27 protein-coding genes are annotated in these 25,295 nt (G+C 40.0%); 8 read left to right on the forward strand and 19 right to left on the reverse strand.

Annotated elements, in window-relative coordinates:
- Window positions 1-2: 2 nt before the first annotated feature.
- The 8 genes from GSQ84_RS04070 to GSQ84_RS04105 all read right to left on the reverse strand — a co-directional run bounded on the left by GSQ84_RS04070 (window position 3) and on the right by GSQ84_RS04105 (window position 5,597).
- Window positions 3-173, reverse strand: a complete 171-nt coding sequence (locus tag GSQ84_RS04070) for a DUF5522 domain-containing protein (protein ID WP_158795962.1) — start codon at window positions 171-173, stop codon at window positions 3-5.
- Window positions 173-1,114 carry an MBL fold metallo-hydrolase gene (locus GSQ84_RS04075; RefSeq protein ID WP_158795963.1) on the reverse strand — a complete coding sequence of 314 codons (942 nt, stop codon included), beginning with the start codon at window positions 1,112-1,114 and terminating at the stop codon, window positions 173-175. The genes GSQ84_RS04070 and GSQ84_RS04075 overlap by 1 nt, the downstream gene beginning before the upstream one ends.
- Complete coding sequence (gene coaE, locus GSQ84_RS04080) at window positions 1,115-1,711, reverse strand: dephospho-CoA kinase (protein ID WP_158795964.1); 597 nt, start codon at window positions 1,709-1,711, stop codon at window positions 1,115-1,117.
- The gene (locus GSQ84_RS04085; protein WP_158795965.1) at window positions 1,711-2,658 is read right to left on the reverse strand and encodes a YbbR-like domain-containing protein; all 948 of its coding nucleotides are present in this window, start codon (window positions 2,656-2,658) and stop codon (window positions 1,711-1,713) included. Before GSQ84_RS04085 ends, coaE begins: the two co-directional genes overlap by 1 nt.
- A 77-nt stretch (window positions 2,659-2,735) precedes the next feature.
- Entirely contained in the window at window positions 2,736-3,056 is a 321-nt protein-coding gene (gene yajC, locus GSQ84_RS04090; RefSeq protein WP_158795966.1) for a preprotein translocase subunit YajC, read from the reverse strand.
- Window positions 3,057-3,082: 26 nt separating this feature from the next.
- A complete protein-coding gene (locus GSQ84_RS04095; RefSeq protein WP_158795967.1) occupies window positions 3,083-3,523 on the reverse strand; it encodes a DUF1573 domain-containing protein in 441 nt (146 codons plus the stop codon).
- Between the two features lies 1 nt (window position 3,524).
- Window positions 3,525-4,418 (reverse strand): transcription antitermination factor NusB, encoded by an 894-nt coding sequence (gene nusB, locus GSQ84_RS04100; RefSeq protein ID WP_254070774.1) that lies wholly within the window; start codon window positions 4,416-4,418, stop codon window positions 3,525-3,527.
- Between the two features lie 90 nt (window positions 4,419-4,508).
- Complete coding sequence (locus tag GSQ84_RS04105; protein ID WP_158795969.1) at window positions 4,509-5,597, reverse strand: Glu/Leu/Phe/Val dehydrogenase; 1,089 nt, start codon at window positions 5,595-5,597, stop codon at window positions 4,509-4,511.
- 111 nt (window positions 5,598-5,708) lie between these two features.
- On the opposite strand from GSQ84_RS04105, the gene GSQ84_RS04110 reads away from it, so the two are divergent.
- Both GSQ84_RS04110 and GSQ84_RS04115 read left to right on the forward strand, forming a co-directional pair.
- The gene (locus tag GSQ84_RS04110; protein WP_158795970.1) at window positions 5,709-7,499 is read left to right on the forward strand and encodes an ABC transporter ATP-binding protein; all 1,791 of its coding nucleotides are present in this window, start codon (window positions 5,709-5,711) and stop codon (window positions 7,497-7,499) included.
- A 69-nt stretch (window positions 7,500-7,568) separates the two neighbouring features.
- The gene (locus tag GSQ84_RS04115) at window positions 7,569-7,895 is read left to right on the forward strand and encodes a DUF3276 family protein (protein ID WP_158795971.1); all 327 of its coding nucleotides are present in this window, start codon (window positions 7,569-7,571) and stop codon (window positions 7,893-7,895) included.
- Between the two features lie 97 nt (window positions 7,896-7,992).
- Here GSQ84_RS04115 and GSQ84_RS04120 read toward each other — a convergent pair whose 3' ends face one another.
- Window positions 7,993-8,400, reverse strand: a complete 408-nt coding sequence (locus GSQ84_RS04120) for a hypothetical protein (protein WP_158795972.1) — start codon at window positions 8,398-8,400, stop codon at window positions 7,993-7,995.
- A gap of 116 nt (window positions 8,401-8,516) precedes the next feature.
- On the opposite strand from GSQ84_RS04120, the gene GSQ84_RS28185 reads away from it, so the two are divergent.
- Window positions 8,517-8,642: a hypothetical protein gene (locus GSQ84_RS28185; RefSeq protein ID WP_256377520.1), complete on the forward strand. Its 126-nt coding sequence runs from the start codon at window positions 8,517-8,519 to the stop codon at window positions 8,640-8,642.
- Between the two features lie 71 nt (window positions 8,643-8,713).
- Window positions 8,714-9,328: a PAS domain-containing protein gene (locus tag GSQ84_RS04125; RefSeq protein WP_158795973.1), complete on the forward strand. Its 615-nt coding sequence runs from the start codon at window positions 8,714-8,716 to the stop codon at window positions 9,326-9,328.
- Between the two features lie 152 nt (window positions 9,329-9,480).
- On the opposite strand, the gene GSQ84_RS04130 is transcribed toward GSQ84_RS04125, so the two are convergent.
- From GSQ84_RS04130 to GSQ84_RS04165, 8 genes are all read right to left on the reverse strand, one after another.
- A complete protein-coding gene (locus GSQ84_RS04130) occupies window positions 9,481-9,894 on the reverse strand; it encodes an OsmC family protein (RefSeq protein ID WP_158795974.1) in 414 nt (137 codons plus the stop codon).
- A 70-nt stretch (window positions 9,895-9,964) separates the two neighbouring features.
- On the reverse strand, window positions 9,965-11,170 hold the full coding sequence (locus tag GSQ84_RS04135) for an MFS transporter (RefSeq protein WP_158795975.1): 1,206 nt from the start codon (window positions 11,168-11,170) through the stop codon (window positions 9,965-9,967).
- Window positions 11,167-13,308, reverse strand: a complete 2,142-nt coding sequence (locus GSQ84_RS04140) for a S9 family peptidase (protein ID WP_158795976.1) — start codon at window positions 13,306-13,308, stop codon at window positions 11,167-11,169. The genes GSQ84_RS04135 and GSQ84_RS04140 overlap by 4 nt, the downstream gene beginning before the upstream one ends.
- 100 nt (window positions 13,309-13,408) lie before the next feature.
- Window positions 13,409-14,701: a TolC family protein gene (locus tag GSQ84_RS04145; protein WP_158795977.1), complete on the reverse strand. Its 1,293-nt coding sequence runs from the start codon at window positions 14,699-14,701 to the stop codon at window positions 13,409-13,411.
- 3 nt (window positions 14,702-14,704) lie between these two features.
- The gene (locus tag GSQ84_RS04150; RefSeq protein WP_158795978.1) at window positions 14,705-17,821 is read right to left on the reverse strand and encodes an efflux RND transporter permease subunit; all 3,117 of its coding nucleotides are present in this window, start codon (window positions 17,819-17,821) and stop codon (window positions 14,705-14,707) included.
- A 19-nt stretch (window positions 17,822-17,840) separates the two neighbouring features.
- Window positions 17,841-18,893, reverse strand: a complete 1,053-nt coding sequence (locus tag GSQ84_RS04155; protein WP_158795979.1) for an efflux RND transporter periplasmic adaptor subunit — start codon at window positions 18,891-18,893, stop codon at window positions 17,841-17,843.
- Window positions 18,894-18,941: 48 nt separating this feature from the next.
- Window positions 18,942-19,502 (reverse strand): TetR/AcrR family transcriptional regulator, encoded by a 561-nt coding sequence (locus GSQ84_RS04160; RefSeq protein WP_216848860.1) that lies wholly within the window; start codon window positions 19,500-19,502, stop codon window positions 18,942-18,944.
- A 138-nt stretch (window positions 19,503-19,640) separates the two neighbouring features.
- Window positions 19,641-19,856 (reverse strand): hypothetical protein, encoded by a 216-nt coding sequence (locus GSQ84_RS04165; protein WP_216848861.1) that lies wholly within the window; start codon window positions 19,854-19,856, stop codon window positions 19,641-19,643.
- A 409-nt stretch (window positions 19,857-20,265) separates the two neighbouring features.
- Between GSQ84_RS04165 and GSQ84_RS04170 the strand changes: the two genes are divergently transcribed.
- The gene (locus GSQ84_RS04170) at window positions 20,266-21,168 is read left to right on the forward strand and encodes a hypothetical protein (protein ID WP_158795982.1); all 903 of its coding nucleotides are present in this window, start codon (window positions 20,266-20,268) and stop codon (window positions 21,166-21,168) included.
- Window positions 21,169-21,279: 111 nt separating this feature from the next.
- Here the strand turns inward: GSQ84_RS04170 and GSQ84_RS04175 are convergent, their stop codons facing one another.
- Complete coding sequence (locus GSQ84_RS04175) at window positions 21,280-21,666, reverse strand: (deoxy)nucleoside triphosphate pyrophosphohydrolase (RefSeq protein ID WP_158795983.1); 387 nt, start codon at window positions 21,664-21,666, stop codon at window positions 21,280-21,282.
- 192 nt (window positions 21,667-21,858) lie between these two features.
- Here GSQ84_RS04175 and GSQ84_RS04180 point away from each other — a divergent pair, with 192 nt between their 5' ends.
- Both GSQ84_RS04180 and GSQ84_RS04185 read left to right on the forward strand, forming a co-directional pair.
- Window positions 21,859-22,569 (forward strand): hypothetical protein, encoded by a 711-nt coding sequence (locus GSQ84_RS04180; protein ID WP_158795984.1) that lies wholly within the window; start codon window positions 21,859-21,861, stop codon window positions 22,567-22,569.
- 117 nt (window positions 22,570-22,686) lie between these two features.
- Complete coding sequence (locus GSQ84_RS04185) at window positions 22,687-23,472, forward strand: SDR family oxidoreductase (protein ID WP_158795985.1); 786 nt, start codon at window positions 22,687-22,689, stop codon at window positions 23,470-23,472.
- Window positions 23,473-23,784: 312 nt separating this feature from the next.
- Here GSQ84_RS04185 and GSQ84_RS04190 read toward each other — a convergent pair whose 3' ends face one another.
- Window positions 23,785-24,096, reverse strand: coding sequence for a hypothetical protein (locus GSQ84_RS04190; RefSeq protein ID WP_158795986.1), 312 nt, complete (start codon window positions 24,094-24,096; stop codon window positions 23,785-23,787).
- Window positions 24,097-24,656: 560 nt separating this feature from the next.
- On the opposite strand from GSQ84_RS04190, the gene GSQ84_RS04195 reads away from it, so the two are divergent.
- Window positions 24,657-25,292 (forward strand): YceH family protein, encoded by a 636-nt coding sequence (locus tag GSQ84_RS04195; RefSeq protein ID WP_158795987.1) that lies wholly within the window; start codon window positions 24,657-24,659, stop codon window positions 25,290-25,292.
- Window positions 25,293-25,295: the final 3 nt, after the last annotated feature.

The following is a 25,295-nucleotide window of genomic DNA, read 5'->3' on the forward strand; positions in this document are numbered from 1 at the left end:
AATTAGCTAGTTTTGTTATTTTTCGTTTCACTATCAGTATTTTTTGGCCGCCCATAATTCCAGGGACAATGTTTACATTCATTTTTACAGCAATTTCCTCTTTTAAGGTGATATGAAGCGGTAAAAACCAATAAATCTTCCTCATTAAAATAGTAGTCGGCTTCTTCTTCCATCAGTTAAGCAATTTAACGGCCAAAATGTTTTTAAAATAATTTTTTAATTCTATCCCACTTCCATGTGTAGTCCATATTTCCTTAGGTTTAACCTTTTCTATGGTTAAAACAATATCAGCCCAATCTACATGATCAGATATATATAGTTCAATTCCAGCCTTATTTTGCAGGTTTTTCCACCCCGATGCAAATACTTTCATAACATTCAATGCCTTGTTGTGACTATGGTAAACTAATGGCGGTACCAGGTAGATGATATCTGTCATATTGGCTTTCATCACTTTGCGGTCAAACACCTCATATTTACCCAAATTGATTCCCATTTGCTCATATACCCTTACAAAAGGCAAAATGTTGTAGTGTACCAAAATCCTTTTCTGAGGACAATGATCATTGATCAGCCTGATTAAACGCTGACTTTTACCCAGAGCATAAGCACCAAGCATGATATTATTTTTTGTTGCGTTTAATTTGCTGATCTCAGTGATCACATCCGGATGACTGGTCTCAGGGTTGGCAAAGGTGGTTTCTGTGATCAGTACATCTGCTTCAACAAATTCAATAGGCTCACAGGTATCATCTGGCTGCAGCTTATAATCCCCAGTATAAAGATAACGTATCCCCTTATATTCCATTAACACCAGGGCAGAACCCAGCATATGTCCCGCAGGAATAAAACTGATTTTTACCTCATTTAGTATAAAAGGACTGTTAAACTCTTTGACATGAAACTCCTCACCAGCGAATTTTTTATAACGCTGCAGCATAAATAATGAGGTAGCCCTGGTACAGTATACGTTTAAATTCCCCCCTATGGCATGATCGCCATGCGCATGTGAGATCACTGCATCTTTAACTAACTCCTTAGGGTCGAGATAAAAATTTCCATAGGAGCAAAACAGCCCAATTTTAGTCGGCACTAAAAAGTCATCTAATATCATTTATGCTATTCTATTTATAAATTGATGGTGAAGCTGCATTACCTGGAGTATAAGCGACTGGCTTTCGTCATTCCTGATCAGGAAATCTGCCATTTTGATCTTTTCATCGTCGCTCATCTGTTTATCTACCCGCGCCTGTATCTGCTCAGCGCTTAGGCTATCCCTTTCCATCACCCGCTTTATTCTCAGCGGTAGCGGCGCAATAACCAGAATACTTTGATCACAGGTTTTATAAGATCCGCTTTCAAACAATAAGGCGGCTTCTTTAAGGATATAGGGAACACCAGCCGGTACAGCTTCCAGCCAACGGTCAAAAGCCCGGAATACTGCCGGATGAACCAACGCATTTAACTTTGCCAGCTCTTCGCTGTTGTTAAATACCAGCTGTGCAATATGTTTGTTGTTGAGCCTGCCTTCAGGGCTGTAACTTTCCACTCCAAAGGCTGCCTTCACTCCTGCTACCAGCAAAGGGTCCGCTACCATGATATTTTTTGCTACCGTGTCAGCATAAAAAACAGGGATACCGAAGTTTTCAAATATCCTGCAAACGGTACTTTTCCCGCTTCCAATACCACCTGTGATGCCAACTTTAATCATTATTTTTCTATAATAAAATCAATTTTCCCAGGAACTATCTTTACCGGTTTACAGTAATCAGGAAAGCGTGTGAGCTCAACCCTCAGCTGATGGTGTTTTTTTAATTTCCATTCATTGAGATCTACTACAGCTTCAATAAAATCTTCATTTACCTGCTGGTAACTGGATAAGGCCACCATAAAAGTAACCTTAATCTTTTTAGGATATAGTTTTACATTATAATAGTCGTTATTATCAATAATTTTCAACGGGATCTCCAGCGTTTTCTCGGTGAACTCATCCACCGGCAGGGTCACTTCTACATTAGCAGGATATATATTTACATTCTTCTGGGTATTCTGCTTCATCGCAATCCGGGTTACAGCAGGCCCCTGTATATCATGCAGTCGCAGTGTATCGGTTTTCCATTCTGTTATTTTTTTCAATTCTTCCTGCGGCCCGGATACTGTTACATAACTAGGCTTCAGTTCAATCTCATCAGAAATTCCAAACTGTTTGGCAAAGCTTAAATTGGAGATCAATTTTACAGGAACCCGTTTTACCGCGCGTTTAGAAAAATCAAAATATAAAGTATCAGGTCTTACAGATATAATTTTTTGCGAAGTTTCCAGCTGGCTGTTTACATTATACAATTGTTCTGAAAAAAGCACATAATTCCTGTTGTTCAGCTTATCTAGGCTAATACTGATAGAAGGAGGATTAACACGCAGGCGTGCAAACAGCAATTGCCATCCTGTTCCCTCCACCTGCAGGTCTACCGTATCAGACTGAAGGGGATGAAAGGCTTTTTTCTGAGGAAAGTTTTTGTATACAAGAACAGTCTTGGCGGTATATACATACTTGTTATTCAATGCCAGAAACAGCCATCCCGCTATAGCTAAAAGCAGACAGGTGATCAATACCAAAATGCGCTTCCGCTCTATTTTTGTAAGTTTAATGACTGGCATAGATGCAAAGTAAACAAATTTAACAACACAAAAAAGCCGCGCCAATAGTGGAGCGGCCTTGATTATAGGAGATCCGGTTAAGCCTTAGGTGCTTCCGTTGATGCTTTAGTAGCATCCAGAGAGATTGCACTTTTATCAAAACGGATTTTAGTACCGCCTTCTACTTCAATCAGGAAAGTAAGTTCATTCATATCCACAATTCTGCCGTGAATACCAGCAGTAGTGACAATTTTATCGCCTTTTTTCAAATCAGCAACCAATTTTTTGTGATCTTTTGCTTTTTTAACCTGAGGTCTGATCATGAAGAAGTAGAAAACCACCATGATTAATACCATTGGAACCAATGTACTTAACATACTGTTTCCGCCGGCAGCTTGTAAAATTACTGTAGATGTCATATTTGTTTTATCAATTTATTATTAAATTATAGAGCTGTAGGTTCCTTTACTTCACCAATTAAATGCAATTCACTGGTGACAGGGTTACCATTTGAAGTGATTGTGATAACTTTATCCTGCATACCAGATTTACCGGTGCTGTTAAAAACCACTTTAATGATACCGGATTCACCTGGTTTAATAGGTTGTTTTGGAAAATCAGGGGTGGTACATCCGCAGGTTGCAGTTGCATCAGTAATGATCAGCGGGGTTTTCCCTGTGTTTTTAAAATTAAAATCGTGTTTAACTTTATCGCCCTGTGCAATCTTACCAAAGTTAAACATCCCCTGTTCAAAGCTCATAACAGGGGCATCTGCCGATGATACTGCAATATTCGTAGCTTTTACACCAGCCTGGTCTGCTGCCTTTGGCCGATGACAAGCAACTGATAAAGCTGCTGTCAGTGCCAGTAAAATATATTTTCTCATCTTATTCTTCTATTAATCCGCGACCAATTTTCTTAATACTATTGGTACGCTTTAAGTCGCTTAAAATTTTGTCCAATATACCGTTAATAAATGAATTACTTTTTGGCGTACTGTAATCCTTTGATAAGTCAAGGTATTCATTGATAGTTACTTTAACCGGAATTGAAGGAAAGTTCATCAGCTCACAAATAGCCATTTTCATCAGGATCGTATCCATCAATGCTATACGCTCAGATTCCCAGTTTTTTGTACGTTCTGCAATCAGTGCCTGGTACTCATTGTTATTTTTAAGGGTAAAAACAAACAGGTCTTCTACAAATTTACTATCCTCTTTCCAGTCTGCACTGATCGGCGTAAGTTTGTTTTTTAATGGATCTTCTGAAATAAAGTTTTTCAGTGTTTTCGCCACCATTCCCTGCATCACTTCCTTATCTACCGACCAGTTGATAAATTTGTCTTCAAAAGCCTGGATGATGTTCTGGCTTTTCAGGATGATTTTTCTGAAAATAAATTTAATGATCTCTTTTGAACCTTCCAGACTGTCATCTGTATCAGCCAGATAAGCTGTATATTCAGGAGTAGATTTTAATTTATTGTAGATCGTTTTGATAAATTCAGGGTCAGCATGCCAGTTGATCTGGTATTTGTTTACTGCCATCTTGAACTCAGGGTTTTTCTGCAGCAGGACAATAAATTTATTGTGGAGCAGTTTCTTGTTCGGATTCAGATCATCTGCTGTTGGAAAGTGCTTGTTAGCTCTTTCTATAGCATCAATTTCCGTGTATTCGGTAATTTCAGAAAGCAATGCCAGCATTCTGACATACATTTCATAAACATTATCAATACTGAGCATCAGTTCTTTCTTTGCAGAAAGTAGATCCTTTTTGTCAGTCATTTGCCAGGCAAAAATGTTTTGCAGGGCTTTAATTCTTAAGTGCCTTCTATTTAACATGAATGTAAGAACGAGTTGGTAATTTACCGGTTATTAAAATGATGATTTTATTTTTTTGATATCAATAATTCTTTGTTCTGCAATCCTGTTTGCTGCCAGGATAGTAGGGATATTATCTGCCTTAGACAGTTTAATTACATTACGTGTGGCGTCATAAATATTTTCTGTTAGCTGTATGGCACGTTTTTTTCCAAAACCTGTCAGTTCACAATAACAGTTGATCAGGCCACCGGCGTTGATCAGGTAATCCGGCGCAAAAAGAATATTCTTTTCCAGCAGCAGCTGTCCATGTATCTGCTCGTCTGCAAGAGGATTATTAGCAGAACCAGCAATGATGGCAAATTTCATTTTTGGAATGGTCTTGTCATTTACCGTGGCACCTAAAGCGCAGGGTGCATAAATATCAACATCCAAACCAAATATTTTATCGGCCTCAACCGGTTTAGCTTTATATTTTCTTGCTACATGATGCAAACGTTCTTCGTTAATATCACTGATAAAAACTTCCACGTTTTCCTTTCTGAGCAGTTCTACCAAATGTTCACCAACGTTTCCAATTCCCTGTACTACTACGGAACGTCCTGCAAGAGTATCTGTACCAAAAACTTCCTTTACACAGGCTTTGATACCCAGAAAAACACCTCTTGCACTGGTTGGGGCAGGATCGCCCATACCACCAATAGACTCAGGTACCCCTGTTACATGTTTGGTTTCCATGCTGATAAATTCCATGTCCCTGGTCGTTGTACCAACATCTTCAGCAGTGATAAATTCACCGTTCAGATTTTTAATAAAACGTCCATAACTGCGCATCATGGCTTCAGACTTTCCTTTGCGGGAGTCACCGATAATGACTGCTTTGCCCCCACCAAGGTTTAAACCCGTAATAGCTGCTTTATAAGTCATACTCCTGGATAAACGAAGTACATCATGAAGTGCTTCCGCTTCAGTTGCATAATTCCACATCCGCGTACCGCCCAATGCAGGGCCGAGCGTAGTGTCATGAACAGCAATAATAGCTTTCAAACCAGTATCGGGATCGTTACAATAGACAATTTTCTTATGTCCTAAAGCACTAAGTTGATCTAAAATTGAAGTTACCACAGAACTATTATCAGACATATGATTTCGTTTATCAGACAGTCCGCAAAAGTACTGATAAAAAAGATTAATTACATTGTTTTAACCAAACAGTTTTCAAAAATCATCGTCAATTTGATAACTTTACAAAACATGAAGCACCTCAGTTTTTTAAATAAATATTTCTACAAATATAAATGGTGGATCATACCCGGCGTATTCTTTGTTATCATTTCCAATATATTTGGCGTGATCCCTGCCCAGGTTATCGGTCATGCTTTTAACCTGATTACAGAAAATATACAGATCTACGGCCTGTTCAGCGGTTTTGAAAGACAGCAGATCATTTATGACATTTTCAGCTATAGTTTATTCTATTTCGGTGCCCTCGTATTGGTCCTCTATTTAGTAAGGGGATTATTCTTGTTTTTTATGCGCCAGACACTCATCTTAATGTCAAGGCACATAGAATATGATATGAAAAATGAGATTTACGCACATTATCAGCACCTGAGCCTTGGCTTTTATCGCCGTAATAATACAGGTGATTTAATGAACAGGGCTACTGAAGATGTAAACAGGGTAAGAATGTATGTTGGCCCGGCCATTATGTATGCCATTAATACCGCTGTACTTTTTGTGCTGATCATTACCTCGATGTATGCTGTTAATGCTAGGCTGGCCACTTATTGCCTGCTGCCACTACCTGTACTGGTGATGATCATTTATTATGTCAATACCCAGATCAACAATAAAAGCGAACTGATACAGGAACAACTTTCAAGTTTATCCAGTTTTGTACAGGAAAGATTTTCAGGTATTCGTGTAATTAAGTCGTATGTGCGTGAAGATCATACGCGAGCAGTCTTTGCCAAAGAAAGTGAAAATTACAAGACCAGCGCGATGAGCCTGGTTAAGGTGCAAGCCCTTTTTTATCCTACAATGTTATTGCTGATAGGGTTAAGTACCATTCTTACGGTTTATATTGGAGGAGAACAGGTGCTGGATGGTTCCATTACAGCGGGGAATATTGCGGAGTTCATTGTTTATGTAAACCAGCTGTCTATCCCCGTTACAATGCTGGGGTGGGTAACTACCCTGATTCAGCGGGCTGCAGCCTCACAGAAGAGGATCAATGAGTTCCTGGAATTACAATCAGACATCAAATCAGGAGATGCTCCGGCTACAGTTGTAAATGGAAACATCAGTTTTAACCAGGTTAATTTCACATATCAGGATACAGGCATTCATGCGTTAAAAGATGTAAGCTTTGAGATTGAACCAGGGCAATTCGTGGCTGTTATCGGCCGCACAGGCTCCGGAAAGTCTACCCTGGCCAATCTGATCATGCGGATGTACGACGCAGATTCGGGCATAATTGAGGTTGATGGCGTCCCAATGAAGCAGGTTAACCTCAATTCTTATAGAAATCAGGTAGGTTTTGTACCTCAGGAAGTATTTTTATTTTCTGATAACATTAAAAATAATATTGCTTTCGGCCTTGATAAAGTAACCGATGCAGAAATTGAGACCGCAGCAAGAAATGCAGCAGTGTACCACAACATCATGGATTTTGAACTGAAGTTTGAGACGATGCTGGGAGAAAGGGGAATTACCCTTTCAGGTGGACAAAAGCAGCGTGTATCTATAGCCAGGGCACTAATTAAAGAACCAAAGATCTTAATTTTTGACGATTGTCTCTCTGCCGTTGACACCAGAACCGAAGAGGAAATACTCAATAACCTCGGTAATGTCATGAAAGGAAAGACCAGTATATTAATTGCCCACAGGATTTCTACAATCAAAAAAGCCGATAAAATTATTGTCCTGGAGGAAGGGCGTATTGCCGAGCAAGGCACTCATGATGAGTTAATTAGCCTTCATGGTATCTATGAAGACATATATTTAAACCAATTATTGGAAGAAGAAAATAAATCTCTTTGATTTCTATTTTGATCTTTAATAATTAATACTTTATATTTACCGGAACCAAAACCAACAGCAATACCAAACATGGGAGAATTTGACAACAAAGAGAGAGAAGAGGTTTTTTCTAAGAAAGTAAGGGCCGGTAAAAGAACATATTTTTTCGACGTTAAAGCAACCCGCTCAGGTGATTACTATTTAACCTTAACGGAAAGCAAGAAAAGATTGGAAGATGGTGTATTTGTAAAACATAAGATCTTTTTATACAAAGAGGATTTTGAAAAGTTTGCTGAAGGACTAAATGAAACAGTAGACTATATCAAAAATCACCAGGAGGTTGTTGAGAAACGTTACGAATATTCAGAGAACCACGACGGAACTTCTAAAGGTCATAGTGATGATTTTTCGTTCTAAATTTTAAAACCTTTTAGAAGCTCCAAAAGGGGCTTTTTTTATGCCCTGTAAAAGGACAAGTTATTACGGGTATCCTTTATATTCCAGAATGAATGTGTTAAACTTCACATTCCTTTACTTGTGCGTTAGCTAAATTTATCCAGTTCTCTTCTTCAGACACATTGGTGCCCAATACGATTTGAGGGTTCTTTTTCAGCTGCTCCTCTATCTTCCCCAACAATTCGTGTGAAATCGCTTTGTTCAATATCCTTATCGGCTCATCCAGTGCCGGCGTTTTAATCTCCAGATCGTAAATTCCGGAAGTAAATGTTTTACAAATCACCAGCTCTACCTGCTGATTATGCGTAACTTTCTTCAATGCCGTAAAAGCATGAATCACCTGATCTACATTATTTGCCTTAAAACCAAGTATGATTGATGGGTTTAGCTCAGGTTTGTCACTGTCATTTGATAAATATACTTCATCCACATCGGCTAATATTGATTCTATTACTAATCTGTCCATAATTTAATCTTTTAGAAATCTATACCCTAAAAAGGAATAAAAGACCAAATTGTTTGATTAAACATTAGATTTACCGCAGGTTTCTTATGCGTATTGAAATCTGTAAAACATAACCTATGAACATAGTACTTTTTATGATGAACGGCGTCAATTTTGGAACATCAGAATTTATCATCATCGCGCTGGCAATTTTTGTTGTGTTTCTCATCGTAAGAAATATTGCATCGCCACCAAAAGAGTAATCTATTGCTAATGTTACCAAACTTTTCTGTATTGAATCTGTAATCCCCGTGTATCAAGATATATCCCGACTATGCATCAATTTGAAGAAACGAAAAGATTATTAGACGATTCCAATATCTATTACCTCATTGCTGTAGGTGTGGATAGCAATTACTCCTATGTTAACAAACGCTATCAGCGTATTTTTGAAAAAGTACATGGAAATTTGGTAGGCCAGCATTTCTCTCTTACCATGCATCCCGATGATGTCGAAGTTTGCCGTGCTGTTTCTAAACTCGCTGTTAATCACCCGGGAAAGGCGTTTCCAGCGATGATTAGAAAACATGATGGAAAAGGTGGTTATGTGATTACACAATGGGAATTTAAAGCCATTTTTGACGCTGCAAATCAGCCTGCCGGGATGTTCTGCATTGGGCACGATATCACTGAATTCATGCTGAATAGCACAGAATTAAAGGACACCAAGGAAATACTGACTAAAACGAAGCTTACGCTGGATCAGATCAATTATATACAGTCCCATGTGGTACGAAAACCCATAGCCAATATCATGGGGCTTACGCTGTTGTTGGAGTCAATGACGATGGAACCAGGAGTTGAAAACATGTTCAAAATGATTAATGAAAGTGCAAAAGAATTGGATCAACTGATCAGGAACATGGCCAATATACCTGATCATTCATAAAACAAACAACTTCCAGAGAAATAATCTTTTAATAAAAAATAGCTATACTTATTTGCTGCCTCGAAATTTTGCAGGCGTAGCAGGCAAAGGTTTCAGCGGCAAATAAGTATAGCTGTCTTTAAGCGAAGCCAGAAGATTATTCTATTTGATAGTTATACTAAACTAGCTTCTAAAGTGATATCCATATTGTAAGCTTTACTTACCGGACAATTTTCTTTTGCACCTTTAACAATTTCCTGGAATTTATCTTCCGTAATATCAGGAATACTTGCTTTTAATACCAGATGAGAACCAGAGATAATACCTGTATTTTCTAAAGTAATTGTCGCTTTAGTTTCCAGTGAAGTCGGGTTAAAACCTGCCTCAGTAAGATCAAGACTCAATTTCATGGTAAAACAGCCTGCATGGGCAGCTGCCATCAGCTCTTCAGGGTTAGTACCTACACCATCAGCAAAACGACTGTTGAATGAATATTGGGTATGATCCAATACAGTACTATCTGTAGTTAAATTACCTTTACCTTCTTTAATTGTGCCATTCCAAACGGCTGTTGCATTACGTTTCATATTGTCTTTTTTTATGAAGATAGCAGGCTATCTTTAGGTTTATTCGAAATTACATCATTAGCAGCAAATTCTAATCCACATTTCGCCAAAGGAGTCTGAATCCTGCAGCGCAAACCAATAGAATAAGCACCATAATGACCCACAGCCAGTTATAACCATACTTTTCTGCCAGATAAAAACCGGCTGAAGGCCCTATTACCTGAGGAATAGACCAGCTAAGCGTATAACCTGCAGCATATAGCCCGCGGTTGGCATCATTGGTACGGCTCATCACAAAAGTGTTGATAAATGGTAGGGCAAACATCTCCCCTATCGTGAATGTAATAATAGACAGCACTGCGGCAATTACCGGATTTATACCGGGAATCATTAAAAAAGTATAAGCAACCGCGATCAACAATACCCCCCAGATAATATAATGAAACAAAGATCGCCTGTTTTCAATTTTACTGATCATCACCATTTCAAAAACCGCAATGATTAATCCGTTCAGTCCCAGGATGAGCCCTATCCACAACTCATTAATATGCCATACCTCTTTATAAAAAAGCGGTACTACCCTGAACATTAAAAAGAAACAGATGGTGAGCAGAATGCTTAGCAGTATAAACTTAACAAATAATACATCCTGCCAGGGTTTAAGTGCCGCAGCATCCTCAGTTTGTCCCTTTAGCGTTTTAACCACCCCTTTCAGCCTTGGCAAAAACCACAAAATGAGGAGACCGGCCAATACACTTACTGCCCCGTCTACAATAAACAGCATGGGATAACTGAAAGAAGCGACAATACCGCCCATACTGCTGCCTGCCGCAAAGCCCAGGTTATTGGCCAGCCGGTTGAGCGAATAGGAACGTGTTTGTGTTCCGGGAGCAGCATATGTAGCAATAGCGGCAAAATTTGCAGGCCTGAATGCTTCAGAAAAGAAACTGATCACCAGTGTAAGCATACATAAAAAGTGAAAGTCAGTTTTCGTAGAAAAAAAGATAAAGAATATGCCGCCGATAATGGAAGAAAGGATCTGTACTTGTCTGAAGCCGATCATATCCGTCAGCTTACCCCCAGCCGCAGCTCCTGCAATTGCCCCCAATCCGAATAAACTAATGATCAGCCCCGCATCAGATGGTGGTCTGCGCAGGTACTGGGTCATATATAAACTCATAAATGGCACCGCCATACTACTGCTTCTGTTGATCAGCATCACCGTACTCAGCACCCATGTTTCGCGGCTTAATCCAGAAAATGATTCCTTGTAGGCAGTACCTAATTTTTTAATCATCGGTAACGTTCAAAAAACTCCATGGTTCTCAGCATCTGGTCTACACGCTGTCTGTTATTTCCCGAACGTGTAAGCTCATGTGTGCCGCCAGGATGCCTTACATATTCTACATCCCTGCCTAAAACTTTAAGGGCTTTGTACATCATCTCCGACTGGATTACTCCTGTCCTCAGATCTGTTTCTCCATGAAAAATGATCAGGGGGGTATGAATCTGATCTACATAGGTAAACGGCGACTCAGCTTTCAGAATCTGGTTGGCTTCTTTTTCCCAGGGATAACCACCGAAATAATCAGGCACTAACCTCCAGGCATTGCCCTCACCAAAAAAAGTGGTCAGGTCGTAAACCCCACGCTGCGCACAGGCAGCTTTAAATCTATCAGTATGTGATACCACCCAGGCGGTAAGATAACCCGCGTAAGATCCTCCGGTTACAAACTGTTTCGTGCTGTCTGCCCATCCCTCTGCAATGGTCAGGTCAAGTGCCTTGATCACATCCCGCATAGGTCCTTCTCCCCAGTCCTTCACGTTTCCGCGTAAAAAGGCTTCATTATAACCACCTGATCCGCGGGGATTACTGTACACTACACCATAACCCATTCCGGTATAATACTGAAACTCATGCCACATACTCGCTTCGCCAGGCCCCCACATGGCTGCCGGACCACCGTGCATCTCCAGAATAATAGGATACTTTTTTCCGGCTACCCATCCTGCAGGTTTCATTATCCAGTACTCAACCTCCATCCCCTTATCATTGATAAAGGTCTTTTTCACAGGATAACTGAGTGATTTTTCGGCCAGCCAGGATGAATTTAAAGCGCTTACCTTTTTAGTATTTTTATTTGACAGGTCGGCAGTGTATATTTCTGACGGATCAGCAACATCCAGTTTTGCGTAAACCAATTGTGATTTGCTCACATCAAATGAAGTTATTCCACTGTCAAAATCTGATAAACGCTTAACCGTTTTACCAGAAAGAGGAAAGTTATAGATTACATTTCCGCCATTTGATGAGGCTGCAAAATACAAAGAGCGGCTATCCTTAGCCCAGGTAAAGGAATTCATATTCCTTTCCAGCGGGATACTGATCTTTTGTTTAGTATTAAAATTATAAATAAACGACTTTGATAGGTTCACACCCCTTGAAGGCGAAGCCTGATAAACCATCCACTTCCCATCAGGCGAAATACTTTGGGCAGCTTCATGATAGTTCGCTTCGCTTAACAGAAGCTCTGGCGTTCCTCCTGTTACAGGAAGGCGGTATATTGCAGATTCTTCCGACCTGTCGGGATGTTTAGCCGGATTAAGATCAGCATTGATCAGCAGGTACTGCCCATCGGGACTGATATCTGCCAGACTGTAACTATAAAAACCTTTTGTTAGTGCCACCGGTGAGAGTTCAGGATGAACCAGTGAAAGGGAGAATAAATGTGTATAACTTAACACGGAATTTGTAGATGCCTCCCCCTGGAAATTAAGCCGGTTAAATACTTTGGCCTTTTTGTCCTTTTCATTCTGCTGTAAATAAACCCTGATTTCAGCAATGCTACCATCAGCATTCCCCTTTGCTGTATTTCCATAAACGGAAGCAGCATTCAATCCAGGTTTTTCCAGGTTCCACTCAGGATATAACTTTGGAGCATTTAATATAGAGTCCTTCAGTAACTCATCGGTAGTTAAAGAAGATGAAAAAACAAGGGTTTTACCATCAGCACTTACGGTTGGATTAGAAATACCGTAGCGAAAATCTGTCAGCTGTTTTGCTTCCCCACCATTTAGTGGCAAGCTAAAAAGCTGGGATTTGCCTTTTACTGTCCTGGCGAAAAACAACTGTCTGCCATCGGCCGACCAGCAGGCATCTGCTGTGTTTTCTTTATTATTGGTTATCGCCCGTGGCGCTGCATGCTGATCGGCAGGCGCCAGGAACCATTGGTATTGATAATCAAATTCTCCGTTTTTATCTTCATTGGCAACAATAGCTTTAACACTATAGATATACCATTTTCCATCAGGAGAGAACTTCGCGTTTGCGGCGGTTTTAATTTGGTAGAGGTCGGTTACCAGCATTCTTCCCTTCTGCTGAGCAAAAGAATGAAGCGTAAACAACCACAATAGGAGAGCGTAGCGTATTTTCATAAAAAAAGGGGATTAATCCCCTAATTTATAAACATTACGATAAAAATCAGGGGATTAATGATAAAAAATCCCCTTTTAAATTGGTGTTATTCCAGCTATATCATTGCTTGTCTTCCATTTTACCAGTCACATAACGGTAAGCAGACAATTTGATCTGGTAATTTACTTTTGCTTCTGCCAGCTCACTTTCTGTTTGCTGAAAATCTGCCTGCGCTTTGAGCAGATCTGACAGGTTATTTAAGCCTGAACGGTAATTATCCCTTTCTACTTTCAGGTTCTCCGAAGAAGATAAGAGGTTATCTTCCAGGATACCATATTGTTCAAAAGCTTCAGTCAGGTCATACCAGCTTCTCAGCATTCTTACCTGCAGCAGGTTACTGCCATCCGCCAGGTTGTTTGCTGCAATATTTTCGGCTATCTTACGCTGTCTCAGGATATGTTTTCCTTCACCCCACCATCCTGAGATAGGGATACTCACCACACCAAAAGCCAGAGGCGTAAAGCGGCTCCCTAATCCCCTGTCGATCACTCCAACCTGGGATGCACTTACACCTACAGAAGCTGAAGGAAGGTAATCTGCCCTTTTTAATTTAGTTTGCAGCGTCTCTGCAGAAACGTTTTTTTGGAGCAGCTTGTAATCATCAGTCGTGTTCAATACTGTTTCTGGTTTAATGTACAGGGCCGCAGGATCTTTAACCACCAGTACCGAATCTGTAAACTGAATACCCGGATCAAAAGGAATGCCGATAAACTGGCAAAAGTCGAGTAAAGCTACCTGCTTCATATTGCTGATCTTTGATTTATTCAACAGCAGGTTATTTCGCTGTACCTTCACCTTTAACAGCTCATTTTTAGCAATTAATCCTGATTTAAGATAATCACCCATCTCTTTATACAATGTATCCAGGTAATAGGTATTAGAAATTACGGTCTTATATTGCTCATTGATGTTGATTAACTGCAGGTACTTTTGTTCCGTAATCAGGTTCACCGAATCTTTTGCCTGTTTAAGCCTGGTTTTATTGACTTCAAGCTGAAGTTTCGCCAGTTCATTATTGGTATTTATTTTTCCCCCCGCATAAATTGGCTGCTGCGCAGTTACAGTCCCCAGGAAAAAATTATTAACGCCCTGTGGCAGATATGGCGGAATAGCAGGTATGAAATTCCTAAAGCCATACATCAGTACCCCATTGGCATCTACTTTAGGTAAATAAGATGAATAAGCAGCCTTCTTCCCTTCCTCGGCAAAACCTATACGAAGTCCGCTGTTTTTAAGACTGATATTGTTACTATTGGCAATATCCTTACTTTGCTGCAGGGACAATTTTTGCTGTGCACTTACCTGGGTCACAGCTAAAGCCAGGGCAACGGATAAAACTATTGTTAAACGCATAATTTAAGCTTTTGAGGGTTCTGTAACTGCTGGCTGTTCTTCATCTTCTTTACGGAAGAATAACCAGTACAATACAGGTAAAACAAATAAGGTAAGTACCATAGAAAATAGCAAACCAAAACAAATTACGGTACCTAAAGGCCCCCAGAGGGATGATTTACTAATGATCATGGGAATAACCCCAACTGCGGCAGCGGCCGAAGTTAAAAAGATAGGGCGCATCCTTCTTTCACCGGCATGGATGGCAGCTTCTTTAACCGTCATTCCCTGATGGAGGCGCATTTCACCTGCAAAATCAATCAGGATGATTCCATTTCTAACTACGATCCCGCAGAGGCTTAACATACCGATGAAGGAAGTAAACCCAAAAGGATAGCCTGTCAGGATTAACCCCAGGCCAGCCCCAAATAAACTTAAAGGCATGGTCACCAAACTTAACCCTGCATGTTTCAACCCTTTGAAGTGGAACAACAGGATAAAGAAAATCAGGATCACACTAACAAGCAGTGATAAGCCCATTGGCCCCATATTTTTAATCATCTGCTCCCTTTCGCCCCCATAAGCGATGCTTACTCCGGAAGGAAGTGCCAGATCGTCAATTTTCTGTTTAAACCGGGCAAGCACTTCTGCCGGTACCGCGTCTTTCTCCACATCAATTCTTACAGTTAATGTTCTTACTCCGTTTCTGCGTACAATTTGTCCGTCAGTCCAGACAGGTGATAAATCTGCGATCTGACGGATAGGCACAACCGACTTAGTGGTTTGGGAAGCAATATACTGATCCCTGATATCAGAAGGTTTGTTACGCATATCCTTTGCGGTTTTCACATTGACATTCACGTCATAATCCCCTTCCCACACCTGCGTGGCAGTCAAACCCTGAAAGTTCATGGCCAGGGCATCCGACAGGTCTTTTTTGGTAAACCCTAACCTGCCTGCTTCATCAGGTTTGATCTTCAATGCAAAACCCTGGTTCATTTGCTCATAATCTGTCCTTATCCACATCACGTCTTTCACGCCAGTTGCAATAGCTTCTACCTTAGCTCCTATGTTTTTCAGGTCCGCAATACTGTCTCCGCTGATCCTTACTTCAATAGGTGCCTGGGCATCAATCATGCTCAGCTGTTTCATCCTTACATAAGCATTGGGAATAGAATCACTAAACTGATGCTGATATTCTTTCAGAATTTCTTCTGTAGTTTCCTCAGTAGTACTGTTCACCAGAATCTGCGCATAATTAGGCGATGGTAAACTCGGCGCATAAACCGTATGGAACCTTGGGGAGCCTGATCCGATAAAACTGGTATAATGCAAAACCCTTTTGTCTCTAGCCAGTTTCTTTTCTACCTGTTTCACTACCTCAGCCGTACTTTTTAAATTATTTCCGGTAGGCAGATAAATCTCTATCGCAAACTGGTTCCGCTCTACTTTAGGAAACAACTGCTGAGGGACGTTGCCCAGAAATACGAAACCTAGCAATACGGCTATAACAGCCACAGTTACCGTTATACGATCGTGTATAAAAGCCTTCTCCAGTGTTGTATTATATACATTCTGCAACCTGTCCAGTAATGATTTTTTCTTTTGCTCTTCATCCTGTTTTTTAGAATGGTCTGTTAACCCCGTTTTGATCAGTATGGTATTCAGGTAAGGTACGATCAGCATAGAAATAACCAGGGAAATGGTAAGTGCAATAATGATCGTGACGGGAAAAATGCTGATAAAATCGCTCGCTATACCTGTTAAAAACAGCATTAAAGGAGCAAAGGTTGCCGATATGGCCAGGGTAGCGGTAAATACAGAAGGAAAAAGCTCTTTAGCGCTGCCTACAGCTGCATCCACTACAGACATGCCATGATCCAGTTTTTCCACATGGTTATCAATCACCACAATAGGGTCATCGACCACAATTCCCAGTACAATGATCAGTGCTGCCAGCGTTACTGTATCCAGCTCAATCTTAAACATGTACATAATGGCCAGTGTAGTTAGAATGGTGATAGGTATGGTTGCACCTGCTACCCCCGCAATCCTCATCGGCAGCAGCAGCATCGTAACGATCATTACCGCTACCAGGGCGATTCCAAATTCCTTCATAAAATGAGAAATAGAATCATCAACTACCTCTGGCTGATTGGCCAGTTTAGATAATTTAATATCCGAGGGAAAGGTCTTTTTCATCTGATCCAGGTGCCCGTCCAGTTCTTTACCAAATTGAACAATATTTTTGCCGGGCTGCATCTCCATAGAAATGACAACACATTTTGTTCCATTCGTAGTGATGTAACTGTCCGGTTCACCATACTCCCTTTTGATAGCAGCGATATCTTTCAAACGGATGATATTTCCTTGTGCATCCGACCGGATGATCAACTGCGCCAGGTCGCTTTCAGTGCTGTAATAGGTATCCACATAAATAGGCCTGTCGATCTTATTACCCTTCACTTTTCCGGAAGCACCTACCGAACCCTGGTTCTTAATGGCCTGCATCACTAAACCCGCATTGAGTCCATAGGATGCCAGCTTATTATTATCTACATAAATACCAATTTGTTCTCTCAGATCCCCAGTATGGCTGATTTTGGAAAGCGAAGGAATCTTCCTGATCTCATTTTCAAGCGAGGTTACATATTTCTGCAATTCTTTATAGGGACGGTCTTTAGATTCTACAGCGAGAAGCACGGCAGATGTACTGCCGAAATCACTGTTTACTAAAACTCCCTGTACCCCATCAGGCAGCTGCGTGCGCTGTAAGATCAATATTCCATTTTTCAGCTTGTTCCAGAAGGCCTCCGTCTCTACCTTGTTGGGCTTCTCGGAAACCTCTACATAGATATACATCATCCCATCCTTAGAATAAGAATAGGTTTTGGTTTTATCAACTTCCTGATAGCTGAATAGGTAATCCTCCACTTTTTTTGTCAACTGCTCCTCTACCTGGGCGGAAGAAGCTCCCGGATAATATCCTATGATGAGACCGGTTCTCACGGTAAATTCGGGAAATTCGTTCCTGGACATATTGAACAGGGCATAAACGCCCAGCACAACCAGAATACCTGCCAGGCATAAAGCAATCTGTTTATGTTTGAGGGCAGTTTCTATAAATGATTTCTTTTCCATTTTTTTGCGCTAAGCCCTATTACTGAATAATTTTAACAGGCGTACCAGAAGTTATTTTTTGATATCCTGATATGATCACTTTGTCTGATGGCCCCAGTCCCTTGGTGATCATGACTACATCATTCATTAACTCTCCGCGTGTAACCTGACGACGAACGGCTTTCTGACCACTTTGATCTACGATGTAGACAAAATTCCTGTCCTCCTCATCTACCTGCAAAGCGATCAATGGAATGCTCACACCTCCAGTATCTATAGCTTTTGTCTTTGTACTTTCCTGGAAATATACGTTGGCTACCATGCCTGGCTTGAGTTGCTTATCCTTATTCGCAATCCTTACCTTAACAGTATAGTTATGGGAAGCATCTTCAGAAACAACAGACACTTCATCAATTACTCCATTGAATACCTTGTTATTCAGTGCATCAACTTTAATTGATGCATTTTGTCCTTTTTTGACCGCGTTGATCTCCGATTCAGGAACCGGTACCCAAACGTTCACTTCTTCCAGTTTCACGAGTTTAAAAACCGGAGATCCCGGAGCAGCAAGGTCGCCGGCTTCCGCATTTTTTTCTCCTATATATCCATCTGTGGGAGCAAAGAGTTTGGTATGTACAATATTTTGATAAGCTGCACGGGCCATAGAAAAAGCCTGGTCACGCTGTGATTTTGCTTCCACCAGCTTTACTTCAGCAATACTTCCTTTTTTAAATACTTCAGCAATACGGCTGTAATTATCCTCTGCGAGCTTCTGCTGTGCCAATTGTGCATTATACTGATCTCTATAGGTAGTTTCATCTACAGCTGCCAGCAGTTGTCCCCTTTTCACCATTTGCCCTTTATCGACATTGATGCTGGTAATATTACCTGAAACCTGGAAGGACAATGAAATTGACTTACTTTCTTTAACCGTTCCGCTGTAGCTGATCTGCTGATCAGTACCGTTTTTTCCTGTGAGAGATAAAACTTTAACATTTACAGGTTGGACAGCAACTTTTTCTTCTTTATGTCCGCAGCTAAACAACAGCATGACCGCTAACATAAAGAGCGTACAATAGCTTTTAAATTTCATAAAATTCAAATAAGGATAACGATGTATAGTATGATAATGTGTGATTAATTATTTAAGTCCCCTAACAAGTATGCCAATTAACCATTTTAACCTTTCTTCGATGTTAATGTTTTCAGCAGAAGAAAGAACTTCATGTTCAATGCCTCTCAGAGCGGTGGTAATCACAGAAATCAGGAAGTCCAGTTCAGAAGGCGCGATATAATTGATCTCCTTTTGATCAATACTTTCCTGGAATATTTTTTTCATGATTACCGCCTCGGCAATGGAAAGCTGTTGCTGACAAGAATTGCAAAGTGCTGCTTCTTCCATCATCTCCATGGCTGCAATAGGATAGGTATCGAACTTAAGACGCAAAAGCTCAAGCTTTTTAGCGTTGTAGTTATGTAACTTCGTTTCAAGGGAAGAGGCAGTGCCAATGGCTGCTATTGCGAGACTGATGATGTCTGTAATTTCTAAAAGAATAAAATCTTCAAAGATCTGATCTTTATTCTTATAGTATTTGTATAAAGTTGTCCTCGATTTGACGGCCTGTTTAGCGATATCATCTATAGAGGCTTTATTAAAACCATATTGCTGAAAAACTACCTTCGCAGCACTTATGATCTGCATTTTTTGTAGCAAATCTTTTCTTACCTGTGAATCTTTGATCAGTTCTGACAAAATAAAATATAATTAACATTAATAATGGACAAACATACGCATTTTGTTCACATGTCCAATATATCGGCTATAAATATATTTTATTTTTTATATTGATTTGGTTGCCAGGAATATTTCCTGATAAGCCAGAGTAATGTTGTCTCTAATCTCCTGAGGAAGATCGCTTTCTTTTTGGAAGCAAAATTCGAGTGTTTCTCCGTTGAGGTTAAAATGATCATAGATACTTTCTACACCATCCAATTTTTTCTGAATAGATCTGAGTCCAAAATATAATTGATATTCTTTTTCAACTTTGTTTATCATATTATAGAATAATTGCTCTAGCTTTTTCAATTCAGCAGGTTCCATGGTTCATTAAGTTTTATATTCGGAAAAATCTATCTCTGTGTGAGATTACATTACACAGACAAATATAACAACAGATTCAAACGCGCCAAAGAATTACAGGAATGAAGCTAAAAATAGCTTTCAGCTCAGCTGAAAACGACTTCAGGGTAAGATCTGACCAAATAAACACACCAGCCCGTAATTTATTCGTTAAATAATGTTAATTTATTAAAACACCAATCCTGATCAGATAAATTTGCAGCACAGGATGTTTATCTCCTGTACGAAATATAAATATGAAACCTGCATAACCGCCAAAACCGCCGCAGGCGGCTAGAAGACAATAAAAACAATAAAGTAATACTTCCAAAACAATTATATTCTAATGAAAAAATTATTTATTTTACTTTTTATCAGCGTAGCTGGTCTTTCCTATACCGGGGCATTTGCACAGGATCCGGACGAAGATGTAAACCTTTGGGTATCTCAGCCGGTTGTAGTGGATGGAAATTCATCAGAGTGGCATGAGCCTTTGAACAATTATAATACGCCAACCAAACTGGCCTTTGCCCTGGCCAATGATCAAAATAATCTATACCTGATTATTGAATCCCTAGACGAAATCACAACCGGAAAATTACTTCGGGCAGGATTGACCCTCAATATCAATACTGCAGGCAAAAAGAAAGATGGAATAAAACTTAAATTTCTGGGTATGCAGCAACCTCCTCCCCCACATCAGCCAGGCGATTCATTGAACCATGCCAGACCCGAAGCGAACGACTCACTAGCCCATCACTATCCAGACCGGGACCATGCAGACCGTGATCCAGGTGTACACGTGATACAGGTATCCGGCTTTGAAAAGATCCCTGACGGCAGTCTGGCAATTCCTAACAATAGCGGTATACAAGTGGCAGCAGCCTTCAACAAACAAAGAGATTATATCTGTGAACTGGCTATTCCGCTTGGCCTGCTGGATTTAAAAGATAAAAAAGTAAAAGGAATAGCCTATAATATTAAGATTAATGCACCCGACAAAGCCATGCACCACGATAAGGGCGCTGGTGATATGCCTGCCGGAGGTGGAGGTATGAGCGGAGGCGGTATGCACGGCGGTGGCGGCGGAGGTGGAATGGGTGGCGGCATGGGCGGTGGAAGACACGGCGGCGGCGGTGGTGGCGGAAAAGGGATGAGAGATACAGAAGGCTCGGGCAATACCGATAAACCTGATTTCTGGATCAAATATGAGCTCGCAAAGCCCGCTGATTCTTTCCGCGCAAATTAATTTTAAAAATTTATTTCGTTGGATATACTAAATTGCTGAACTAAGCGTCTTATATCCGAGAGCGTTAATTTAGATACGGGGAGCATCCGCCAGGATGTTCCCTGTTTCATTTTAAAGATTTTCCAGATAATGCCTCAATACAGGCACATCTGCATCCGCCCAATCCAACTGCAGCAATTCATAGGAAGAGCACCACAGATAAGCCGCATGCTCAGTAAGGTGAATCTCACCTTCCAAAATAAAACCCAAAAAAGGAATTAAACGAATTTTCTGCCGACCATCATCATGCACAAATGAAGGCATCCGCGCTGTAATTTTAATGATCACATTGAGCTCTTCGGCAATTTCCCTTATTAAACATGCTTCCTCAGTTTCTCCTGGTTCAATCTTACCTCCCGGAAATTCCCACTTCAATGGCAGGCGCATTTCAGCACTTCTTTGGGTAACCAGAATTTTACCGTTCTGACCTTTAATCAGTGCGCAGGAAACATCTATCATCGGGCTAAAATATTAAAATCAATACATAGATCAATATTAAGGCTTAAAATTGTAGTTAAAAAAATTCATCCTATAGCTATCAAGACCAGACTTTTTAATGGTAAAAAGCCATATTTCACAAATTAAAACAAAAAACAAATTGCTCTTGGCATATGATTTGGTTTAGTAAGGATAACTAGATACGCTAATAACATGAAAAAATTAATTTTAGCTGCCATCTTCGGAGTAGCCTCCCTAAGCAGTTTGAACACTAAAGCACAAATAAGTTTAAGCATAAATATCGGTTCCCAACCTGCATGGGGCCCTACTGGTTATGATCACGTAGATTATTATTATCTTCCTGATGTTGATGCTTATTATTATGTTCCCACCAGCCAATATATTTATCTGGTAAACGGACAATGGGCATGGAGAAGCAGTCTGCCATCACAATATAGCGGATATGATCCGTACAATTCTTATAAAGTAGTTGTAAACAGACCTAAACCTTATCTATCTCACCAGAGAGACATTCAGCAATATGCTAAATTCAAAAATTACCATGGTAAACAGGGAAGTATCAGGGACAGTAAAGATTCAAGATATAACCAGGCCAGAAATAACGACGGAAGACATAATAGTTTTAACGGCGGTCAGAACAGACCGGGCAATCAACCACAACAACACGGCGGTCAACCACAACAACACCAGCAAGGTCGTCCTCAGCAGCATCAAGGTGGACAACCTCAACAACATCAGCAAGGTGGACAACCTCAACAACATCAGCAAGGTGGACAACCTCAGCAGCATCAAGGCGGACAACCTCAGCAACATCAGCAAGGCGGTAAACCTCAGCAAGGCGGGCAACCCCAGCAACACCAACAAGGTGGACAGCCTCAGGAACACCGCGGCGGAAACAATTAAACCTTAGCCCTGCAAAAGAGAATAAAGATAAACAATCACACACCTTTGAAAACGCTGATCTCATCCGGGATCGGCGTTTTTATTTATATTGCTTTACCATTAATTATATACTATCAGATGAATTTATCGCTAACAAACAAAAACGCAGTAATTTGTGGAAGCACTCAAGGTATTGGCTTAGCTACTGCTATTGTACTTGCCGGTTTAGGGGCAAATTGCATTTTAATAGCCAGAAACGAAGAGTCACTTATTCTTGCCCTTCAACAATTACCAACGGACAAAGGCCAGCTGCACAATTATGCCGTAGCCGATTTTTCAAAACCAGATACAGTAAAAGGCGTAATAGAAAAAATTATAGCGGCAACAGCGGTACAAATCCTAATTAACAATAGCGGCGGACCAAAACCTGGTCCAATCGTTGATGCATCTGCCAGCGATTTTCAGGAAGCTTTTAGTCAGCATCTCATTTGCAATCAAATTCTAACTACAGCCGTGCTGCCAGGAATGAAAACTGCAAAATATGGCAGGATCATCAATGTGGTTTCAACTTCTATCAGAACTCCTTTAGCTAATCTTGGTGTATCCAACACAATCAGGGCAGCTGTGGCTTCCTGGGCAAAAACGTTAGCTAACGAAGTAGGAAAAGATCACATTACCGTAAATAATGTCTTACCAGGATTTATCAGGACTAAGCGTTATGAAAGTTTGCTAAAGGCTACTGCCGAAAAAGAGAACATACCACAGGAAGCAGTCGAAAATAACTTCGTCAATACTATTCCCCTGGCAAGAATAGGTGAAGCCGAAGATATTGGTAATATGATTGCGTTTCTTGCGTCTCCTGCTGCAGCTTATATTACAGGTACAAGTATACCTGTTGACGGAGGAAGAACGCCCGTTATATAACAATGTTTACTCACATCAATTAACAACAATTCACAATTATATTCACAATTGATGTGCATAACTAAGGTTTTTTCAAATTTACAGAGCAGTTATTAACAGTTATCCACAAGATATATAACAATTCAACAGGTTATCCACAAAAAATTGAGGCTTACTGCCTGGATGCTGCTATTATACACAGGCTTATTAACACTAAACAAAACTGTTAATCAGTTACATAACAATGTTATTAACATTTACATCAAAATTCACGTCATAAAAAAACCGGATAAATCCGGCTTTCTCTAGTGATATGAAATGGTTAGAATGAGGCTATTGTACTACCACGCCATCTTTATTGATTTTAATAAAAGCTGCTTCTGTACCTTTCTTTACATCAATACGATAGTACTGACTTTTATCTGCATTGGTCACTAAAAATGCTGTCGTAGGTGTCCAGTCTTTATAGGCATCTGCTTTTAGTGTGGTGGTCACCGGAGCAGGAAGATCTTCCAGTTTAACCGGAACTTTCTGTGTACTGTCTTGCTGTATTGAAATGGCTGGCAATGTTTTATTTTCTGATGCTTTTAATGTGGAAACCCCCGCAAATGCAAGTACCACCGCTGTTAAAATGAAATTTTTCATGCTGTTTAATTAATATGTTCGTTTAATCCGGTTAGTTGATTAAATAATAACACTTAATAATAGTGCCAACCGCGCTCGATATTATAAATAATTAAAAATCAAACAATTGAAAAAACAAACATAAACGTCACCTGTGGAAAACATCTACAACTTGCCGGAATAGGTAACAAAAACAAAATGCTGACATCCATCAGCATTTTTGTTTTATTAACTATCTATTATAAGCCTAAGCCTATTTCTTTCGCAGTTATTTGCTGCATATTTTTTGAACAGGACAATTACTGGATCAGTAATTCATATTCAATAAAAATATTAGCAATAATTTAACATTTGGAGCGCTAATTACTGTGTTTAAAATATTTTTATTGATTCTTTTAAAGAATACTAAAACAAAACTAGCGTTATTTATTAAAAAAATTGAAATTTATTACAATTATATGCTAAAAACATAAAATTAATTAAATAAAGAACTTGATTGAAATTCTCAATATAATGCCTTGTTCCAGCTAAAAATTTCAATTATTCGATGAAAACCATCATTTTTTATATATTTATCAACTATGGAAAATCAGCCTTTATCTATACTGAACGAAGCCGAGCAACGCGTCTTGGGTGTATTAATCGAAAAGAGTAAAACTACTCCCGACTATTACCCAATGACAATCTCGGCTTTAACAACTGCCTGCAACCAGAAAACATCCAGGAACCCAATAGTAAACTACGATGAAGAAACGGTTATCCTTACACTCAATACATTAAAAATTAAAGGCCTAACCAGTACAGCAACAGGGGGAAGCAGTCGCAGTACAAAGTATAAACACAATCTTGCTATCGTTCATCCTTTGGTTCCGGCCGAACTAACCATTATTTGCCTGCTGCTTTTACGCGGTGCTTTAACACCAGGAGAGATTAACACAAATTCTGCACGCCTGTATGAATTTGAAACCATCGAGGAAATTCAGGATATCTTAAATAAACTTGCTTCCGAAAGTCCTGCGTTTGTTAAACAGCTGGCAAAAAGACCCGGTCAAAAGGAATCCAGGTACATTCATTTACTGGGCCCTGTGGCCGAAGAACAAAGTACTACAGAAGCTGATAGCCCAAAACCAGTAAATACAGATTTGGAACAAAGAGTACTGAAACTGGAACAGGAGCTGGAAGAAGTCAAAGAAATGCTTAACCTGCTGATGAATTAATAG

Source organism: Pedobacter sp. L105, from assembly GCF_009765875.1.
Classification (GTDB): Bacteria; Bacteroidota; Bacteroidia; order Sphingobacteriales; family Sphingobacteriaceae; genus Pedobacter.

Excerpts from the sequence above, each read along its gene's own strand:
- yajC (WP_158795966.1), bottom strand. The coding sequence starts at position 3,056 with ATGACATCTACAGTAATTTTACAAGCTGCCGGCGGAAACAGTATGTTA.
- GSQ84_RS04155 (WP_158795979.1), bottom strand. The coding sequence starts at position 18,893 with ATGAAATTTAAAAGCTATTGTACGCTCTTTATGTTAGCGGTCATGCTG.
- GSQ84_RS04195 (WP_158795987.1), top strand. The coding sequence starts at position 24,657 with ATGGAAAATCAGCCTTTATCTATACTGAACGAAGCCGAGCAACGCGTC.
- GSQ84_RS28185 (WP_256377520.1), top strand. The coding sequence starts at position 8,517 with ATGAACATAGTACTTTTTATGATGAACGGCGTCAATTTTGGAACATCA.
- GSQ84_RS04115 (WP_158795971.1), top strand. The coding sequence starts at position 7,569 with ATGGGAGAATTTGACAACAAAGAGAGAGAAGAGGTTTTTTCTAAGAAA.
- GSQ84_RS04105 (WP_158795969.1), bottom strand. The coding sequence starts at position 5,597 with ATGTCTGATAATAGTTCTGTGGTAACTTCAATTTTAGATCAACTTAGT.
- GSQ84_RS04145 (WP_158795977.1), bottom strand. The coding sequence starts at position 14,701 with ATGCGTTTAACAATAGTTTTATCCGTTGCCCTGGCTTTAGCTGTGACC.
- GSQ84_RS04140 (WP_158795976.1), bottom strand. The coding sequence starts at position 13,308 with ATGAAAATACGCTACGCTCTCCTATTGTGGTTGTTTACGCTTCATTCT.
- GSQ84_RS04190 (WP_158795986.1), bottom strand. The coding sequence starts at position 24,096 with ATGAAAAATTTCATTTTAACAGCGGTGGTACTTGCATTTGCGGGGGTT.
- GSQ84_RS04120 (WP_158795972.1), bottom strand. The coding sequence starts at position 8,400 with ATGGACAGATTAGTAATAGAATCAATATTAGCCGATGTGGATGAAGTA.
- nusB (WP_254070774.1), bottom strand. The coding sequence starts at position 4,418 with ATGACTGACAAAAAGGATCTACTTTCTGCAAAGAAAGAACTGATGCTC.
- GSQ84_RS04125 (WP_158795973.1), top strand. The coding sequence starts at position 8,714 with ATGCATCAATTTGAAGAAACGAAAAGATTATTAGACGATTCCAATATC.
- GSQ84_RS04165 (WP_216848861.1), bottom strand. The coding sequence starts at position 19,856 with ATGATAAACAAAGTTGAAAAAGAATATCAATTATATTTTGGACTCAGA.
- GSQ84_RS04110 (WP_158795970.1), top strand. The coding sequence starts at position 5,709 with ATGAAGCACCTCAGTTTTTTAAATAAATATTTCTACAAATATAAATGG.
- GSQ84_RS04070 (WP_158795962.1), bottom strand. The coding sequence starts at position 173 with ATGGAAGAAGAAGCCGACTACTATTTTAATGAGGAAGATTTATTGGTT.
- GSQ84_RS04150 (WP_158795978.1), bottom strand. The coding sequence starts at position 17,821 with ATGGAAAAGAAATCATTTATAGAAACTGCCCTCAAACATAAACAGATT.
- GSQ84_RS04175 (WP_158795983.1), bottom strand. The coding sequence starts at position 21,666 with ATGATAGATGTTTCCTGCGCACTGATTAAAGGTCAGAACGGTAAAATT.
- GSQ84_RS04135 (WP_158795975.1), bottom strand. The coding sequence starts at position 11,170 with ATGATTAAAAAATTAGGTACTGCCTACAAGGAATCATTTTCTGGATTA.
- GSQ84_RS04130 (WP_158795974.1), bottom strand. The coding sequence starts at position 9,894 with ATGAAACGTAATGCAACAGCCGTTTGGAATGGCACAATTAAAGAAGGT.
- GSQ84_RS04160 (WP_216848860.1), bottom strand. The coding sequence starts at position 19,502 with ATGCAGATCATAAGTGCTGCGAAGGTAGTTTTTCAGCAATATGGTTTT.
- GSQ84_RS04170 (WP_158795982.1), top strand. The coding sequence starts at position 20,266 with ATGAAAAAATTATTTATTTTACTTTTTATCAGCGTAGCTGGTCTTTCC.
- GSQ84_RS04075 (WP_158795963.1), bottom strand. The coding sequence starts at position 1,114 with ATGATATTAGATGACTTTTTAGTGCCGACTAAAATTGGGCTGTTTTGC.
- GSQ84_RS04095 (WP_158795967.1), bottom strand. The coding sequence starts at position 3,523 with ATGAGAAAATATATTTTACTGGCACTGACAGCAGCTTTATCAGTTGCT.
- GSQ84_RS04085 (WP_158795965.1), bottom strand. The coding sequence starts at position 2,658 with ATGCCAGTCATTAAACTTACAAAAATAGAGCGGAAGCGCATTTTGGTA.
- GSQ84_RS04185 (WP_158795985.1), top strand. The coding sequence starts at position 22,687 with ATGAATTTATCGCTAACAAACAAAAACGCAGTAATTTGTGGAAGCACT.
- GSQ84_RS04180 (WP_158795984.1), top strand. The coding sequence starts at position 21,859 with ATGAAAAAATTAATTTTAGCTGCCATCTTCGGAGTAGCCTCCCTAAGC.
- coaE (WP_158795964.1), bottom strand. The coding sequence starts at position 1,711 with ATGATTAAAGTTGGCATCACAGGTGGTATTGGAAGCGGGAAAAGTACC.